This is a genomic window from Acinetobacter sp. YH12076 (genome assembly GCF_013419525.1).
Lineage (GTDB): Bacteria > Pseudomonadota > Gammaproteobacteria > Pseudomonadales > Moraxellaceae > Acinetobacter > Acinetobacter amyesii.
On the sequence record NZ_VOZY01000004.1, the window covers coordinates 156545 to 174395 of the forward strand.

Below are 17851 nucleotides of genomic sequence, written 5' to 3' on the forward strand. Positions count from 1 at the left end.
GATTAGAAACTGTTCTAAAATAATAAACACCTGATGTAATTTTTATCAAAAGTTTAAGTTTTAGTGAACTTCATCAAGCTTTATTTTTTTAAATTAATCAGTTGCTTAAAATCTTGAAAGAAAGACTTGACCATTACCGTAGACTAATAGATTCTAAGAGAAAATAAGTAAGTAATTGAAAATGTAACAAGTTAAAGGGAAGAGATAGATTGGGTAATTCGGTTAAAGAAAGTGCCACGATAACCTAAGCGGAACGCTTGATATGACCCATATTCATTATGATTACAATCTAGTCGTTGGTTCAATCGTAGTTGCATTATTAAGTTGTTACTTAGCGGTTTCACTCGAACAAATGTTGTTTCGTGGAACACGACCAAGATATGAAAATGTCATATTATTATTCAGCGGTGCAATTTTAGGTGCTGCGATTTGGTGCATGCATTTTGTAGGCATGATGGCCAGCCATTTACCTTCAAATCATAGTTTTGATACTAGTCTGACCCTAACATCTTATTTTATCGCCTTTGTCGCGTCCACTTTTGCCGTGTGGTTAACCACACGACTGACGCTACCATTTCCTCGTTTAATTTTAGGCTCAGTTTTAATGGGGCTAGGCATTTCCGGAATGCATTACACGGGGATGCTGAGTTTAGACGTTCAGGGTTATGAGCAACGATACGAACCTTTAATTGTTATCTGTTCAATTTTAGTTGCGATCTGTGGCTCATGTTTGGCATTTTGGCTAACGTTTAAAAATAAATACTCGCCAAAACGTAACATCATGAATGCCTTTGTTGCGGTCATGCTGACTTTTAGCATTGTTGCTATGCATTATATTGGTATGGCGGCTGTTGATTTTGTACCGCTAAACTCGATGGATATATTGGTTGCGGCTCAAATTAACCATAATTTATTGCTATTTATTGTCTTATTTGTCACCAGTTTATTGTTGATGGCGGCCTTTAGCGTTGCAGTACTTGAGCAACGTTTAGAACATCGCAGTTTGCAGTTGATGCGCGCAAATCGAGAACTAGCCAATCAAGCTGTACAGGACAATTTGACCCGTTTGCCTAATCGACTATTTTTGGCTGAATATGCACATTTTCTATTTACAGAGCATCGCTTAAGACAAGATAAAATTGCTTTTATTTATATTGATATCGACCGTTTTAAAGCGGTCAATGATGTGTTTGGACACCATGTGGGTGATCAACTACTAATTCAAATTGCCACACGCATTCACCGTTTAATTAATGATAAAGCCAAATTGCTACGAATCGGTGGGGACGAGTTTCTGATTGTGCTTGAGTCGGCAAGCAATGACTCTGCCACAGCAATGTCTGAAAAAATATTGGAATTGATGCAAGAAAGCTTTTTGATTGCAGGTAAGGAAATTAACATTTCAGGCAGTATTGGTATTGCGATGTACCCTGAACATGGTGCGAACTTACAAGACCTACTGATCAATGCAGACACCGCAATGCTGAGTTCGAAGTATCAGGGGCGTAATACCTATTCATTTTTTAATTATACTGCCGACCAATTTGAAGAAAAAAGTCAGACGAAACTGATCAATGATTTATATAAAGCGGTAGAAGAACAGCAATTTATTTTATTTTATCAGCCAAAATTTAATGCCGTTGATCGTGAAATTTGTGGGGTTGAGGCCTTAATTCGTTGGAATCATCCAACTCTAGGTATGCTGACGCCAAATAAGTTTATCAATGGTGCAGAAAAAACTGGACTGATTATTGCCATGGGCTATTGGGCGCTTGAAGAAGCCTGTAAGCAAATTCAGCACTGGGAAAAGCTGAATATGCCGCTGTATCCGATTGCGGTCAATTTATCAGCGATTCAGTTTGAGCATAAACATTTATTTAGTACCTTAGAGTCGCTTTTTGCAAGGTATGAAATTAACCCATCAAATTTAATTATTGAAATTACCGAGTCAACAGCTATGCATCATATCGATGCCAGTATCTTGACTTTTGAACATTTGAGAAAGATGGGAATTAAAGTTGCGATTGATGACTTTGGTACGGGACATTCAAGTTTCTTGTATTTAAAAGAACTGCCTGTAGATGAACTGAAAATTGACCGTGAGTTTATCCGCAATTTGAGCGTCGGCTCTAAAGAAGAAATTATTTTAGAAAGTATTATTCACTTGGCAATTCGACTGGGTTTAACGGTCACTGCAGAAGGTGTAGAGACAGAACAACAAGCAGAAATTTTAAAACGTTTAGGTTGCCAACAGTTGCAGGGATATTTGTTAGGAATGCCGATGCCAGTGGCACAGCTTGAAGAACGCATGAAAATGAAAGTTGAATAAAGTCCTCGTAGTCTGATCGCATTGCCAATGAGTGAGAAAAAAGACAGAGAAATGCTTTATATCGTCGATAAAAACAGGTCGTCATCCAATGTAAAACATCAAGACACACCACGCTAAGATTTTGACTCAACCCGATGTGGTTGATTATTTTTAATGGTCAATCTGATACAATATCGCCAATTTTCCATATTGATCAGATCTGATCTTTTGCACTGCGAGTTTTGCAGTAGGTGTCTTTCATGAGTTTTAAAGAAGAATTAGCGACACAGGTCGCTCAGCGACGTACTTTCGCTATTATTTCCCACCCCGATGCCGGTAAAACCACAATGACAGAAAAACTGTTGTTATGGGGACAGGCGATTCAGGTTGCAGGTATGGTAAAAAGCCGTAAATCTGATCGTGCGGCAACGTCTGACTGGATGGAAATGGAAAAAGAACGTGGTATTTCGATCACCACTTCTGTTATGCAGTTCCCGTTTAAAGACAAGATGATTAACTTGCTCGACACCCCAGGGCATGAAGACTTTTCTGAAGATACCTACCGTACATTAACCGCTGTTGACTCTGCGCTTATGGTGATTGATGGTGCAAAAGGTGTCGAAGACCGTACGATCAAATTGATGGAAGTGTGTCGTATGCGCGACACGCCGATTATTTCATTCGTCAACAAAATGGACCGTGAAATTCGTGAGCCATTAGAACTACTTGATGAAATCGAAAACGTTTTAAAAATTAAATGTGTTCCGATTACTTGGCCATTAGGCACAGGTCGTGACTTTGCCGGTGTATTTAACCTACTCGAAGAAAAATTCTACGTTTATAAGGCAGGTTTCGGTTCAACCATTACGGATATTGAAGTCCGTGATGGCTATGACTATGCAGATTTGCGTGAAAAAGTCGGTGATCTCGCTTGGGCTGCATTTGAAGAATCATTGGAATTGGTTCAAATGGCCAATGAACCTTTAGACCGTGATGAATTTTTGGCAGGCCGTCAAACGCCAGTCTTGTTTGGTACGGCACTCGGTAACTTTGGTGTAGACCACGTGTTGGATGCATTTAGTCAATATGCACCTGAACCTAAAGCACATCCGACGCAAGACCGCAAAGTTGAAGCGACTGAAGAAGGCTTCACTGGTTTCGTCTTTAAAATTCAAGCCAATATGGATCCAAAACACCGTGACCGTATTGCATTCATGCGTATCTGTTCAGGTAAGTATGAAAAAGGCTTAAAAATGAAACATGTGCGTCTAGGTAAAGATGTGCGTATTAGTGATGCCTTAACGTTCCTTGCCGGTGACCGTCAACACCTTGAAGAAGCATGGCCGGGTGACATTATCGGTTTGCATAACCATGGTACGATTCAAATCGGCGATACCTTCACTTCGGGTGAAGATTTACATTTTACCGGGATTCCTCACTTCGCCCCTGAAATGTTTCGTCGCGTGCGTTTAAAAGATCCGTTGAAGTCAAAACAGCTACAAAAAGGCTTAAAAGAACTTTCAGAAGAAGGTGCAACTCAGGTCTTTATGCCGCAAAACAGTAACGATTTAATCGTGGGTGCTGTGGGTGTACTTCAGTTTGAAGTTGTGGCTTATCGTCTGAAAGAAGAATACAAAGTTGATTGTATTTATGAGCCTGTAAGTATCAATACCGTACGTTGGGTATCGTGTGATGACGAGAAAAAATTCAACGAATTTAAGAAAAAAGCACACGACCAATTGTCTGTCGATGGCGGTGGTCATTTAACTTATCTTGCACCAAGTCGTGTGAATTTACAGTTAATGCAAGAACGTTATCCGGATATCGTGTTCAGCAATACACGTGAACACTAAGTTGTTCTTTTACAGAAATAAAACAGCTTCTTCGTGAAGCTGTTTTATTTTGTGGTAGAGTTTTTAAATCCATACATTACGCAATCATTTGGTCGTTTAGGACATCATGAAAATATTCAAGGATGCTACAGTTTTTGCACTTTTGGGGAGTGTTTTGCTGCTCAGTGCATGTGATTCAGGAAAAGAAAACAAAGCGACAAAGCCGGCCGATGATGGCGCTTCTGAAGCGGTCGTGATCAATCCAGATGTTTTGCCCTATTTAAATATTCGAGAGCAAGCCGCAAAAATTGCCAAACCGTTTTGTGAAAATAAAAGTTGTATTGATTTAGAGATACAAACCATTCAGACCGTAGATACATGGTTGAATGGCTGGATTGAAAAAAATCAGGCCAGCGTCGTACAAGATCAGATTGCATTAAAGCAAAATATGAATCTCCAACAAGCCGTCGATGCGTATGTGAAAAAATCAGATGCTTGGCAGGCAGAGTTTAAAACCAATAAAGCCTATGAATTGGCCATGTACACACGAGTTCCATATCAACGGAATCAATATGTGTTGCTGCAAATCGGTGTTGATACCAAACAGGAAAATATCACGGTCAAAGAGCGTTATTATTTTTTTGTGGCAGACCGCCGTGCAAAAAAGAATCTTAAACCTTTAGATATTATTGAAGCAAAGCAACAGCAAAATATGGATGCTATTGTGCAGCAAGCCTATAGCAAATGGTTAGATGAACAAGAGATAGATGTCAAAAAATCGGCACCGAAAAAACTCTATTGGGGCCAAGCAGATTGGTTCTTTGATCAAGAAGGTATCGGTTTGCATTACCGTACAGATGAAATTGTCAAAGATGGTAAACAATTGGATATTTATCTCAGCAAAGCGCAAACACAACAAGTATTGAAAGCTGGCGTTTATCAGCATATGTTCTAATCAACGAAAGTATTTAATCTGATAAGATATTTACCAAAATAAATATCAATTATTCGAAATGAAAGGTTGAAGCAATGGTGCAAAAAAATAAAATTTGGGCAAGCTCAATATTGGCAGTTTCTGTTGCATTCACGGCGTGTCAGCCACAACAAGCTGAACCTGAAAAAAAGCCGGATCAAGCCAAAACTGAACAGCCAGATTTGAGTGCAAAACTGATTGGTGATGCGGAAAAATTACAACTGAATTTACCTGAATGTGATGGCGGGGTCTGTCCTGAAATTTCAGTTGAACGCTTAAACAGTAATCAAGCCTTTATTGATGAATTTATTGATGCGGAAATTCTAAAACAGTTAGGCGAAATTTTGTCTGTTTCGCCTTTAGAAGATAAGACGCTGAGCACTGATGCTCCCGCTGCAAGTGAAGTTCCTGCAGCGTCTGAAGCAAAATCTGCTTTGGCAAAGGTTGAAACGCCCAAATTAAAATTGGAAAAAGCCACGCAGCCTTATATGCAAGCGTTCTTAAAGTTAGATAAAGAATTGAAATCTTTAAGTGCCAATCAGCAAATCAGTTTGATGATTAAACCTAAAATATTAAATGCTGAAAAACCCTTGGCAACAGTGGTTTTAAATACCAGTTCATATTTAGGTGGAGCGCATGGTTCTTCTGCACAGCAATATTACAACTTTGATTTAAGCACTCAAAAATTGGTGCAGCTCAACGACATATTATTGCCAAATCAACGTGCTGAGCTTGAAAAGCGGGGCTATGAAGTATTTAAAACTTGGGTGAAAGATGCCAAGTTGGCAGACAATATTCAAGAATACGAACAGATTTGGAAATTTAAACTGTCTGATAATTTTTATCTGAGTCAGCAAGGTTTAATTTTGCAATATGCTGAATATGAAATTGGGCCGTATGTGGTGGGTTTACCTCGCTTGACCATTCCGTATGATCAATTGCAAAGTGTATTGAAAAAGCAATATCTACCTCCAGTTGAAGCTGTTGAAGCCTCAGCCGCAAAAGCAAATTAATTAGTTCAATGACTTACTCACTGTTTGATACGCATACGCATTTTGATGTTCCCGATTTTGACGCTGATCGGGAACAGTTGGCGTATGCTGCCAAACAGGCGGGTGTCGATGCTTTGGTATTAATTGGTTTTGTACAGTCACGTTTTCAAGATTTGCTGCATACCCAAGAGTTTTTAGCTCGTTTATCCAATGTTCCAACAAGCTATTTAGCTCCCGGCTTACATCCGTTTTATATTGAGCAACATCGTACAGAACATTTGTTCGATGTGGAACAGATGCTAAAGCAGCATGATTGTGTTGCTGTGGGTGAAATAGGTTTAGATACCTTTTTGAAACAGCATAAGCAGCCTGAACTTTTTCAAAAGCAGCAGCAGTATTTTTCCGCACAACTTGAGTTAGCACAGCAGTTTGATAAACCAATATTGCTGCATATTCGTAAATCCCATGCGGAGGTGCTTTCGATGTTGAAAAAGCATCAATTTAAGCTCGGTGGTATTGCACATGCATTTAGTGGTGGTGTTGAAGAAGCGAAGGCATTTACCAAGCTAGGTTTTAAAATTGGTGTAACAGGGCAAATCACCAATCCCAATGCAAAAAAATTACAGCAAGTGGTTCAGACTTTAGGGGCGGCACATTTGGTCTTAGAAACCGACTGTCCAGATATGACACCTTTATGTTGTCAGCATTCGACAGAAGGGCGTACTCGCAATACGCCTGTTAATTTGCCCTATGTATTGCAGGGTTTGGCTCAGAGCTTAAACCGTACTGAATCTGAGATTGCAGATATATTATGGAAAAATTCATTACAAGCATTGCATCTGGACGCTTAAGCGGCAACAAATATTGATGCTGCTTGATTGAATCTGGTTTTTATTCGCATTGTGCATGCAATGATGGTTTTCTAAAAAAAGGCGCATTATGCAATTTCTAAAATGCTTTAGACTTGGCATTATGCTGTTAAATTATTTTGAGTGAGTTTCACATGGCACAAGGACTATTGGCTGGCAAACGCTTTTTAATTGCGGGTATTGCAAGTAAGTTATCAATCGCATTTGGTATTGCGCAAGCTTTACATCGCGAAGGTGCAGAACTGGCTTTTACTTATCCAAACGAAAAATTAAAAAAACGTGTAGATGATTTTGCTGAACAATTTGGTTCAACTTTAGTTTTCCCATGTGATGTAGCAGTGGACGCTGAAATTGATACCGCTTTTGCTGAACTTGCTAAACATTGGGATGGTCTAGATGGTGTTGTGCATTCAATTGGTTTTGCACCGGCACATACTTTAGATGGCGATTTCACTGATATTACCGACCGTGAAGGTTTTAAAATTGCTCACGACATCAGCGCATATAGTTTTATTGCGATGGCTCGTGCGGCAAAACCTTTATTGGCTGCACGTCAAGGTTGCTTATTGACGCTGACTTACCAAGGTTCTGAACGCGTAATGCCAAACTATAACGTTATGGGTATGGCAAAAGCGTCACTAGAAGCAGGCGTACGTTATTTGGCAACAAGTCTTGGCACTGAAGGTATTCGTGTAAATGCGATTTCAGCAGGTCCGATTCGTACCTTAGCGGCTTCAGGGATTAAATCTTTCCGTAAAATGTTAGATCTAAATGAAAAAGTCGCACCACTTAAACGCAATGTAACTATTGAAGATGTCGGTAATGCAGCATTGTTCCTTTGCTCACCTTGGGCAAATGGTATTACAGGTGAAATTCTGTATGTTGATGCAGGCTTTAATACTGTAGGTATGAGCGCTGACTTAATGATGGATGCTGAGTAATTTGCTCCTCCCTTTTTAAAAGGGAGGGTGGGAGGGATTTTGTTAAGTAGAAGTAAATCCCCCTCATATCCCCTTTTAGTAAAGGGGGGGAAGCTAAAAAGCAATAAAAAAGACCGCAAAAGCGGTCTTTTTTAGATTTGAAGATAAGCGATTAAGCTTGGCCTTCAGCAGCAGTTTGTGCACGTTGCAAATTCGCTTCGAATTCAGCATCGAAGTTAATTGGTGTAAGCAATAATTGTGGGAAGCTGCCTTTAGTAACCATATCGTTCACAGCTTCACGTAGGAATGGGAACAAGATATTTGGGCAGTAAGCACCAAGAATGTAAGGAAGACGTTCTTCTTCAACGCTATCGATCAGGAAGATACCTGCTTGAGTAACGTCAACGATAAATGCAGTGTCACCCGCATTGTTCGCTTGAACGACAACTTTCAGTGAAACTTCGAAGTGTGTTGGATCAACTTTTTCTGCAGAAGAAGAAAGGTTAATATTTAGTTCAGGCTGCCATTCTTTAGTAAATACTTGAGCCCCAGGTACTTCGAAAGAAATATCTTTAGTATAAATACGCTCTAATGCCAATTGTGGTTGAGCTTGTTGTTCTTCACTCATTGTTTATTCCTTAATATGAGGTGACGATTTATGTTTAAAATTAAGATAGCATGCCGTCGAGTTTGCCTTCACGCTCTAAAGCATAAAGTTGGTCAAAACCGCCAATAAACTGATCATTAATAAAAATTTGAGGAACGGTACGGTGGTTGGTGCGTTGCATCAATTCAACACGTACTTCAGGCGCTTCATTTGATAAATTAATTTCTTTATAAGCCACGCCTTTACGCTCTAGGAGCTGTTTTGCACGAATGCAGTAAGGACATACAGTTGTTGAATAAATCGTAACTTCAGCCATGTTAATCTCCTAAGAAGCGCTTATTTGCTTTTAACTAGAGGTAAGCCTTGAGCTTTCCAGTTGCTAATGCCGCCGTCTAAACGGTATGCATCTGCATGACCGACTTGTTGCAATGCAGAACCTGCCACTTGACCAAGGTTACATACAAAAACCAACGGGCGATCAGAAGTTTTTAACTCTTCAATGTGTTTTGTAATTTGGCTATATGGAATATTACGGCTACCGCTAATATGACCTTCGCGGAAGTCTTTCGCATCACGTAAGTCAATCAATTGAGCATTTTTAGCTTTAACTAAAATCCCTAAAGATTGAGGTGAAATTTTGCGACCATTACGCTGGCCTTCAAGAATAAAGAACAGCACGACCAATACAGCCAGCGTTCCAAATAAGAAGGGGTGATTCCCCATAAATTCGAACCAACGTTCCACAATTCACCTAACTACAATTTTAAATTGCCAAGAGTATAGCCCATAAATATGGTGATCAAAATCACCCCTTCAAGGGCATGAACAGAATAAAAATTAATTTTTTTGCTGCGCTTCCGTGATTTCGTCGATCAGACGTAAATAACTGTCTAATCGGCGCGGTAAAATTTCGCCATTTTGAGCCGCCATTCTAAGCGCACATTGCTTTTCATGTTTATGCGTACAGTTACGGAACTGGCAATAGCCCAAATGTGACTCGATCTCAGGGAAACCTTGCTGAACTTTTTCCAATTCTAAGTGCCATAAACCAAATTCACGGATTCCTGGTGAATCAATCAATGCAGAACCTTCACCAAACGCAATTAAGCGCGTAGAGGTGGTGGTGTGCTGACCGAGCGCGGAGTTTTCAGAAATGATATTGGTTTTCTGCGCCGCTTCAGGAACGATGGCATTAATCAGGGTACTTTTACCGACACCCGACTGACCAACAAAGGCTACTGTTTCACCAGAAAGACGGTTTGATAATTCAGTTAAATCGCCATCAGATTGTGTTTGTAAAACTTCATAACCCAAATTTCGGTATTCATCTAACAAACTAAGAATAGGATCATTGTCTTTTAATAAGTCTGATTTGTTCATGACCAAGAGAGCAGGAATATCTGCATCTGCACAGGCCACCAAATAGCGATCAATCAGGCCTGGTGCTGGCTCAGGAAGTGGTGCAAATACAATCACAATCAGGCTGACATTGGCTGCGACAGGTTTCACTTTGTGATAACGGTCAGGGCGTGTCAGTAAAGATTGACGTGGATGAATCGCGGTAATAATCCCTAAACCTGTGATCGGGTCAGCTTGCCATTTGACACGGTCACCCGTCACCAATAATTCGAGATTGGTACGGGTATGGCAGCGCCAAACACTGCCTAATTCGATGGGTTTCCAATGGGGTTCAGGTTCACCTGCTTGCACAATGGGTTTTTCAGGATGTTGGTCGGGTGTAGACAGCGCTTGAACTTCAAGTTGACGACCATAATGTTGGACGACCAAGCCTTCCAAATCTGCAGAAGTATCGATTTCTTCCTGACGAGATTTATGTTGCTTCTGAATGCGACGTTGCTGCTGTTCAGTCAGTCGGCGCTTACGAATTAAAGCCATTCATATCCTAAAAAACCATGAAAACTAGATGGCAAAAATAGCATGAAAGCAGGGTCTATTTACAGCGCAAGCCCAATAAATTTGCTACTATGTTCATTTTTACAGCCTAATAAGATTGCACATTTATGAGCAGCACACCTGATACACGCCTGATTTGGATTGACCTTGAAATGACAGGTCTAGATACAGATAACGACCAGATTATTGAAGTTGCAACAATTGTGACGGATGATAATTTAAATATTCTGGCGGAAGGGCCTGTGCTTGCGGTACATCAGTCTGACCGTGTGCTCAATGCAATGGATGAATGGAATACTCGCCAACATGGTCAATCAGGCCTAATCGAACGTGTACGTCGTAGTAAATTGACAGCACAAGATGCTGAACAGCAAACTTTAGAATTTTTGAAAAAATGGGTGAATCCAAAATCATCACCGATGTGTGGTAACTCAATTTGCCAAGATCGTCGTTTCTTGCATCGTTTAATGCCTGAAATGGAACAATACTTCCACTACCGTAATCTCGATGTATCATCAGTGAAAGAATTGGCGAAACGCTGGCGCCCAGAGATCATGGGGGGCTTGAAGAAAAATGCCTCGCATTTAGCAATGGATGATATCCGTGACTCGATTGCAGAGCTTAAATACTACCGTGAATATTTCTTTATTATGAATAAAGACTAAGGTTGTAAGATCGAAAAAGAGGCGAAAGCCTCTTTTTTTTATCCGAGATATTTTCTCTATCGTTGATAGATGTTGGCTTGATGAATCTCGAGAAAACTTGCAGGTTGAGCCAAATCGGTAAAGCCAAATTGACGATATAAACCATGTGCATCCGCCGTCGCAAGCAACATGCGTCTTAGATCTGCGGCGCCACATTTTTCAAATAAAGTACTCACAATTAATTTTGAATAGCCTTTGCCTCGATGCTCATCGGCGACATAAATATCGGCTAAATAAGCAAAAGTTGCATAATCCGTAATAGCACGACCAAAACCGATGAGTTCATCATCGAGAAGTAAGGCCACGGCCAAAGAGTTTTCAATCGCTTTTTTCACCACATGTTTTGGAATATCTTTTGACCAATAGGTATGGCTTAAAAAGCGATGCACGGTATCTAAATCTATTTCATTTTTGTCATCGGTAATTTTTAAATTATTTGGCAGAGGATGGATATCCATGGCAATACACACTTGAGTTTTAGATCTATGGTTATACTTTTTAAAGCAGACCTCCATTCGCTGTAAATGTTTATTTTGATGGATTTAGACCTGATGCGAATGCCGCTCTGTTGCGCTGACTGCTGAATGCTGAATGCTGAATTGCGTTTTATCAAAGAAAAAAAGCAGTGAATTTGCTAAAATGGCGGCTGATTTAACACTGCCTCCAAACCTATGACTGAACTGCTCCAAGATGATGAATATGACCGCCGTTTTGCTGGCGTAGCCAAAATATATAGTGATGAAAGTTTTCATCATTATGAAAAAAGTCATGTCATGGTGATAGGGATTGGTGGTGTAGGCTCATGGGCGGTCGAAGCTTTAGCGCGTACTGGTATTGGTGAGCTGACCTTGGTCGATATGGATGTCGTTGCTGCATCGAATATTAATCGACAATTGCCTGCCATGAGCACGACATTGGGACATGAAAAAATTGAAGTGATGGCAGAGCGATGCCGTGGGATTAATCCCCGAATCAAAATAAATTTGATTGATGATTATCTCACACCCGAAAACGTCAAAGAAATTTTGGCAGGTGCTCCTGACCTAATTTTAGATTGTATTGATGATGTGAAGGCCAAATTTGCCTTAATGCTACATTGCCGTTTTAATAAAATTCCGTTGATCGTTTCCGGTGGAGCAGGGGGTAAACTTGATCCGCTGAAAATCCGAGTCGCAGATTTATCAAGAACAGAGCAAGACCCGATGTTAGCCAAATTGCGCACACAATTACGCGGCAAAGGCATTTGTAAAAAGCCGAAAGAAAAGTTTGGGATTACCTGTGTTTATTCGATTGATAATCCATTTTCCAGTGCTGATGTTTGTCCAAGTGCGGGCCTACGTTGTGGTGGATATGGTTCAGCAGTAGTGGTGACGTCCAGCTTTGCGATGGTGGCTGTGTCAGAGGTGCTCAAAAAACTTGATGCAAAACGAGCAAAAGCATGACAGTTATCTCATTTTGAAAAAAATAAAGCACCAAATTCGGTGCTTTTTTTGTATATAGAATTAAAATCAGACACAATGTTGGAATAATTAAAATATTGATTTTTTTGGGGCGAGTATGTGGTTTTTACTGATACTAATTTTGGGGATGGGAGCACTTGCGTTTTGGATGTGGAAAAGACCCGATCCAGTGAAACGCGATCAGGCTAAAGCGGTTGGGCATGACTTGTGGATAGACCAATTAGATGCACAGCTGAAATTTGCAGAACGTTTAATGCTTGATGCACCAACCGACTATGCGCGTGCCTATGAGTTGTATCAAAATTTGGCCAAACAGCATGAAATTCCACAGGCCTATGTCGCTATGGGACAGATGCATTTACAAGGCTTAGGCAGAGAAGTCAGTGTGGAAAATGCGCTGGCTCTATTGGAAAAAGCCAATAGTTTAGGCAGCGATGATGCTGCATATGTATTGGGGCAAGTTGAAGAAGGTATCTATGGCGGTGTACCCAATCTTGAAAAAGCGCAGTATTGGTATCGACATGCGATTTCACGCGGTCATTTGGATGCACAATATCGACTCGCCGAATTAAACCCAGAAGATCAGACACATGCCGAGCAACAACATTTAGATTTGTTGCAAAAAAATGCGGACAATGGACATGCCAATTCACAGTATCAATTGGCACAGTTCTATTTAAACCAAGCCACGCCAAATATTGCTCTAGGATTGGAATATTTACTGAAAGCTGCTCAACAAGACCATATGGCGGCTATTCAGCAATTGCAGCAGTTCTATGCTCAAGGAAAGTATCTTGCGCAAAATGATGAAAAGTCATTGCAATATTTAAAGCGAGGATTGCTACTCGGGCACCAGCAGCAGTTGTATGAATATTATCAAGCAGTATTGATGGGTAAAATCGACGTCGATCAGCGTCAGCGGGTTTATCATGACCTTTTGCAGCAGGCCAAAGAGCACAAAGTTGCTGCAGCCAGCCGATTATTAGGCATTGCACATTTTCATGGTTGGTACTTGGAGAAGCAGGAAACTTTAGGTTTTCGCTTTCTGACCGAAGCTGCTCAACTTAAAGATGCTGAAGCGATTAGTCTTATTGCCGCACTGTATTTTGAAAAGTATTTGGTTCGTGATGATCCGCAAAAAGCATTTGAGTTATATCAAACAGCGTATCAATTCAAACCATTATTCATTAACCAAGTCGGTTTGGCCCTATGCTATCTACACGGCGTCGGTGTTGAGCGAAATATCAAGCAAGCACAGCAACTTTTAATTGAAGCTGCTAGGCATTTAAATGATATGTCCATTACGTGTGTCGCCGATCAGAATTATGTGATTGGACGTTTTTATGCATTGCCAGAATATCCTTTACCACATTGTGATCAGTGTCTGAGTTATCTGGAAAAAGCCGCAGAACAAGGTTCGCAGGATGCTGCTTGGTATCTCTACCGTTTAGCCGTGGACAATATCTTGCCTGATCTACAGTTTGATGAAGCTCAAACCCAGCGAGCATTGTTGATGGCGGCGAAATTAGGCCATCCTGATGCACTTACGCAACTGGGTCTGGTTAACTTAAAAGGACAATGGGGAACACAAGATTTCCAACAAGCGTTGCAGTATTTCTCGCAAGCGGCGGGATTAGGAAATGTGACTGCCTTGTACCAGCTTGGTGAAATGTCAGAACATGGTTTGGGTGTGCAGCAAGATTTAACTCAGGCACATAGTTATTATGCACAAGCGGCTCAGGGGATGAATGCTGCGGCGTTAACGCGATTGGGCTATTTATATATTCATGGCATGGGCGTAGAGCGTGATCTTAAAATTGCACAGCAATATTTGGAAAAAGCGGCCTTGCAAGGCTATGTCGAAGCACAAGAGCAATTGGAGAATATTCACGCATTTTTATATACCAATTAATCGCGATGCAAAGCAGTAAGGTGGTATGAAGAGACCTGAAGTTTAGTTTGATGGTCTCTATATTTTTTTAATGCAGAAATAAATAGAGTAAAAATAACATAAAGAATTGATGTGGAAATTTGAATTTTTACTTACATAAAACCCAACAAAGCAGGCAGTTTATGCCTAGAAAAATATGAGTTTTTTTGATTAAATACCCCGCATATTTTATAAAAATCTGATTTTAGATAATAACGATGCTGAACAATATTTATTCTGCACTTGAGAAATTGGGCATTAGTCCACAAAAACGTGCCTTGCATATTCAATTTTCCAATACCACGCTGAATGAACAAGTATTCTTGCAACGTATTGATGGGGAACATGCCTTAAGTGAAGGTTTGAATGTTCAGCTCATCTGTCTCTCAACTTCTGCCACGCTCGAACTGAAACAATTTATTGGTACGCAAGTCGCAATCGATCAGGTGACCGATGCGGGGCAACTTTTTCGTATTACCGGGATCATTACAGAAGCATTTCAAGGCCAAAGTGATGGTGCATTAACGCTATATAAGTTGACCTTAGAAGATGCAACAGCACTATGGCATAAGCGTCGTAATAGCCGTGTGTTTATGAATAAATCGGTCAAAGATGTAGTCGAGATTATTTTTAAGGAATGGCAAAAAAAGAGCCCACTTTTTGCAGCGAGCTTAAGTTTGGACTTAAGTGGCTTAAAAAAAGAGTATGACGTTCGACCATTCATGATGCAAAGTAATGAAACCGACTATGATTTTATTACCCGCTTATTACGCAGTGAAGGCATTCATTGGTTGGTTGATGAAGCTCAATCTTTTGTAACATCGTCTGCGACACCCATAGCAGCTCAAAAGCTACGTTTGATTGATGATAATAGCCAATATCAAGCTTTGGAGCGACGTAATATCCGTTTTCATCGCAGTAGTGCGACTGAAAAAAATGACAGTATGACCAGTTTTATAGGTCACCGCAGTTTGCAACCGACGTCGGTACATGTGCAACGATGGCAGGCGGATGTGCTTGAACAGGACGAGGGGGGTGGTGCAGTACAAAGCAAGCACCTACATAGCCAAAATCAAGATAATGCGAGCTTAAGCTTAGAGCAGGCATGGCATGTGAGCCCTGCATGGACGCAAGATCTGAATGGTGAAGATGCTGCAACAGCTTCTAATAGTGCTCAAGTAGAACGTCTCAATCAAAATTTTAGTGATTATTATGCGGCTCAAGCCAAACAATTTATTGCTAAAAGTACCGTGCGTGATACACAAGTTGGTTATTGGTTCAAATTGGATGAGCATCCAGAGATTGACCAGCATAGTGGTGCAGATCAAGAGTTTTTGATTTTATCTAAGTCTTTTTATAACCAAAATAATTTACCCAAAGACTTAACCGATCAAGTTACACAACTGATCCATCAAAGTCAGTGGCAAGTCAAACAAAGCGATGCGGATGAACGCCAAGCCAATACCTTGGCTTTGCAACGTCGAAATATTACGACCGTTCCTGAATTTAATCCACTTACACATCGACCAGTAACACATCCACAGCGTGCCAAAGTTGTGGGTCCTGCCGGTGAAGAAATCCATGTTGATGAATGGGGACGGATAAAAGTCCGTTTCCTATTTACCCGTTCCGATGATCATGGTCATGATGGCGGTGCAGGTGCGAATAATAATGACACAGACTCGGCTTGGGTTGATGTACTGACGCCTTGGGCCGGCGAAGGTTATGGCGCACGCTTCTTACCTCGAATTGGTGAAATAGTTGTCGTCGATTTCTTTGATGGCAACATTGACCGACCTTTTGTCGTGGGTCGTATTCATGAAGCGCAGCGTAGTCCTACTAAATTTGACAATAAAGGACAATTACCCGATACCAAAAAACTTGCGGGAATTCGTTCCAAAGAAGTGGCGGGAGAGGGTTTTGGTCAATTACGCTTTGATGACACCACGGGGCAAATTAGTACCCAGCTACAAAGTAGTCATGGTGCGAGCCAACTGAACCTCGGTAAGCTCAGTCATCCAAAAGATAAAGCAGAAAGTGAAGATCGAGGCGAAGGCTTCGAACTTAGAACCGACCAATGGGGTGCAGTACGAGCAGGACAAGGTTTATTGGTTTCGACTTATAAACAAGATGGGGCCAAAGGTGAGCATTTAGATGCAAATGAAGCCAAGAGCCAAATTGAAAGTTCCTTAAAGAACTCTAAGGCTTTAAGTGAAGTTGCTAAGAATCAGCAGACAGACCCACTGGACGTTTTGGAAGGGCTTCAAGCATTTATCGAAATTTTAAGTCAAAAAGATGAGAAAAAGGCAGCAGAATTTAAGTCTGCTGTCATGGTGTTGGCTTCACCCAATTCGATTGCTTTAAGCAGTAATGAATATATCCATGTATCTGCAAATGGCCGGATCAGCCAAACTGCAGGCGAGAGTATGAACATTTCCACGCAAAAATCCTTAATTGGCCATGCCGGTAAAAAAATCAGTTTATTTGCAGCACAAGAAGGATTGAGAGCATTTGCAGGGAAGGGAAAGGTTGAGATTCAGGCGCAAGGTGATGGGGCAGACCTCATTGCACGTAAAGGCATTCAGATTATTTCAACCGAAGATACGGTATATATCACCAGCCCTAAAGAGATTAATTTAACGGCGGGTGGTTCACAGATCAAAATAAATGCTTCAGGTGTGTTTCCAACTACAGGTGGAAAATTTGAGGCGAAAGCGGGGCAGCATAAGTTTATACTTGGAAGTAAAGTGAATTATTTTTTACCTAATTTACCATTTGCAGAGACAACGTATAGTAATAAAGTCGATATAGTAAGTATATTTCCTAAACAAGATTTTGAAGCTTTAAAATTCTCAGCAGTTTATGATGATGGAAAGTTAGTAAAAGGTAATTTAGATGAATATGGACGTACTAGTCGATTAAAATCAAATAAAGCTGAGAAGGTAAAAGTTCTTATTGGAGGCGAAGAGTGGTTTTATTATGCTTCTAGATTAGGCGGAACTAAAGAAGATGAAACCTATGTGAAATTTGTAGATTTTAATGGTGATCCAATTTCAAATTTGATGTTTAGATTACTAGATGATAATTCTAATGTCTTAGCTTCTCTTAAAAGTGATGCGAATGGAGAAGCAAAATTTATCTCAAATAAAGTAAAACAACCTTGTATTGCGATTAAACGATTTAATAACTCTGAATATAAACCAATGTTTAAGATTGAAAGCAATTTTATTAGAGAGTTGGTTTTAATAAGTCCTAAAATATTAGTAGATATAGATTTATTGCCGGAAGGTGGTGATAAAGGGGATTATTTACGAAGTTATTATCAGGATCAGGAGATATAAC

At 40.4% G+C, this 17851-nt stretch carries 15 protein-coding genes; 10 read left to right on the forward strand and 5 right to left on the reverse strand.

Annotation, left to right across the window (positions count from 1 at the left end):
• Positions 1-262 precede the first annotated feature (262 nt).
• The 6 genes from FTU22_RS05225 (at position 263) to FTU22_RS05250 (ending at position 7915) form a co-directional block, all read left to right on the forward strand.
• The gene (locus FTU22_RS05225; protein ID WP_180034907.1) at positions 263-2329 is read left to right on the forward strand and encodes an EAL domain-containing protein; all 2067 of its coding nucleotides are present in this window, start codon (positions 263-265) and stop codon (positions 2327-2329) included.
• 239 nt (positions 2330-2568) lie between these two features.
• On the forward strand, positions 2569-4161 hold the full coding sequence (locus FTU22_RS05230) for a peptide chain release factor 3 (RefSeq protein ID WP_078192693.1): 1593 nt from the start codon (positions 2569-2571) through the stop codon (positions 4159-4161).
• A 106-nt stretch (positions 4162-4267) separates the two neighbouring features.
• Positions 4268-5095, forward strand: coding sequence for a hypothetical protein (locus FTU22_RS05235; RefSeq protein ID WP_180093330.1), 828 nt, complete (start codon positions 4268-4270; stop codon positions 5093-5095).
• Positions 5096-5169: 74 nt separating this feature from the next.
• Positions 5170-6126: an RsiV family protein gene (locus tag FTU22_RS05240; protein WP_180093332.1), complete on the forward strand. Its 957-nt coding sequence runs from the start codon at positions 5170-5172 to the stop codon at positions 6124-6126.
• 8 nt (positions 6127-6134) lie between these two features.
• Complete coding sequence (locus FTU22_RS05245) at positions 6135-6956, forward strand: TatD family hydrolase (RefSeq protein WP_180093334.1); 822 nt, start codon at positions 6135-6137, stop codon at positions 6954-6956.
• A gap of 152 nt (positions 6957-7108) precedes the next feature.
• Entirely contained in the window at positions 7109-7915 is an 807-nt protein-coding gene (locus FTU22_RS05250; protein WP_180024423.1) for an enoyl-ACP reductase, read from the forward strand.
• A gap of 151 nt (positions 7916-8066) precedes the next feature.
• On the opposite strand, the gene secB is transcribed toward FTU22_RS05250, so the two are convergent.
• The 4 genes from secB to rsgA form a co-directional block, all read right to left on the reverse strand.
• On the reverse strand, positions 8067-8522 hold the full coding sequence (gene secB, locus FTU22_RS05255; RefSeq protein WP_078189641.1) for a protein-export chaperone SecB: 456 nt from the start codon (positions 8520-8522) through the stop codon (positions 8067-8069).
• 40 nt (positions 8523-8562) lie between these two features.
• Positions 8563-8817, reverse strand: coding sequence for a glutaredoxin 3 (grxC, locus tag FTU22_RS05260; protein ID WP_078189640.1), 255 nt, complete (start codon positions 8815-8817; stop codon positions 8563-8565).
• Positions 8818-8837: 20 nt separating this feature from the next.
• Positions 8838-9245 carry a rhodanese-like domain-containing protein gene (locus FTU22_RS05265; RefSeq protein WP_078189639.1) on the reverse strand — a complete coding sequence of 136 codons (408 nt, stop codon included), beginning with the start codon at positions 9243-9245 and terminating at the stop codon, positions 8838-8840.
• A 93-nt stretch (positions 9246-9338) separates the two neighbouring features.
• Positions 9339-10397, reverse strand: coding sequence for a ribosome small subunit-dependent GTPase A (gene rsgA / locus FTU22_RS05270; protein ID WP_180093336.1), 1059 nt, complete (start codon positions 10395-10397; stop codon positions 9339-9341).
• 125 nt (positions 10398-10522) lie between these two features.
• Here rsgA and orn point away from each other — a divergent pair, with 125 nt between their 5' ends.
• Positions 10523-11080: an oligoribonuclease gene (orn, locus tag FTU22_RS05275; RefSeq protein ID WP_067763591.1), complete on the forward strand. Its 558-nt coding sequence runs from the start codon at positions 10523-10525 to the stop codon at positions 11078-11080.
• A gap of 56 nt (positions 11081-11136) precedes the next feature.
• On the opposite strand, the gene FTU22_RS05280 is transcribed toward orn, so the two are convergent.
• The gene (locus FTU22_RS05280) at positions 11137-11577 is read right to left on the reverse strand and encodes a GNAT family N-acetyltransferase (RefSeq protein ID WP_180093338.1); all 441 of its coding nucleotides are present in this window, start codon (positions 11575-11577) and stop codon (positions 11137-11139) included.
• 213 nt (positions 11578-11790) lie between these two features.
• Here FTU22_RS05280 and FTU22_RS05285 point away from each other — a divergent pair, with 213 nt between their 5' ends.
• The 3 genes from FTU22_RS05285 to FTU22_RS05295 all read left to right on the forward strand — a co-directional run bounded on the left by FTU22_RS05285 (position 11791) and on the right by FTU22_RS05295 (position 17850).
• Positions 11791-12561 carry a ThiF family adenylyltransferase gene (locus FTU22_RS05285; protein ID WP_180093340.1) on the forward strand — a complete coding sequence of 257 codons (771 nt, stop codon included), beginning with the start codon at positions 11791-11793 and terminating at the stop codon, positions 12559-12561.
• A 115-nt stretch (positions 12562-12676) separates the two neighbouring features.
• Positions 12677-14491, forward strand: a complete 1815-nt coding sequence (locus FTU22_RS05290) for a tetratricopeptide repeat protein (protein ID WP_180093342.1) — start codon at positions 12677-12679, stop codon at positions 14489-14491.
• A gap of 236 nt (positions 14492-14727) precedes the next feature.
• Positions 14728-17850, forward strand: coding sequence for a type VI secretion system Vgr family protein (locus tag FTU22_RS05295; protein WP_180093344.1), 3123 nt, complete (start codon positions 14728-14730; stop codon positions 17848-17850).
• Position 17851: the final 1 nt, after the last annotated feature.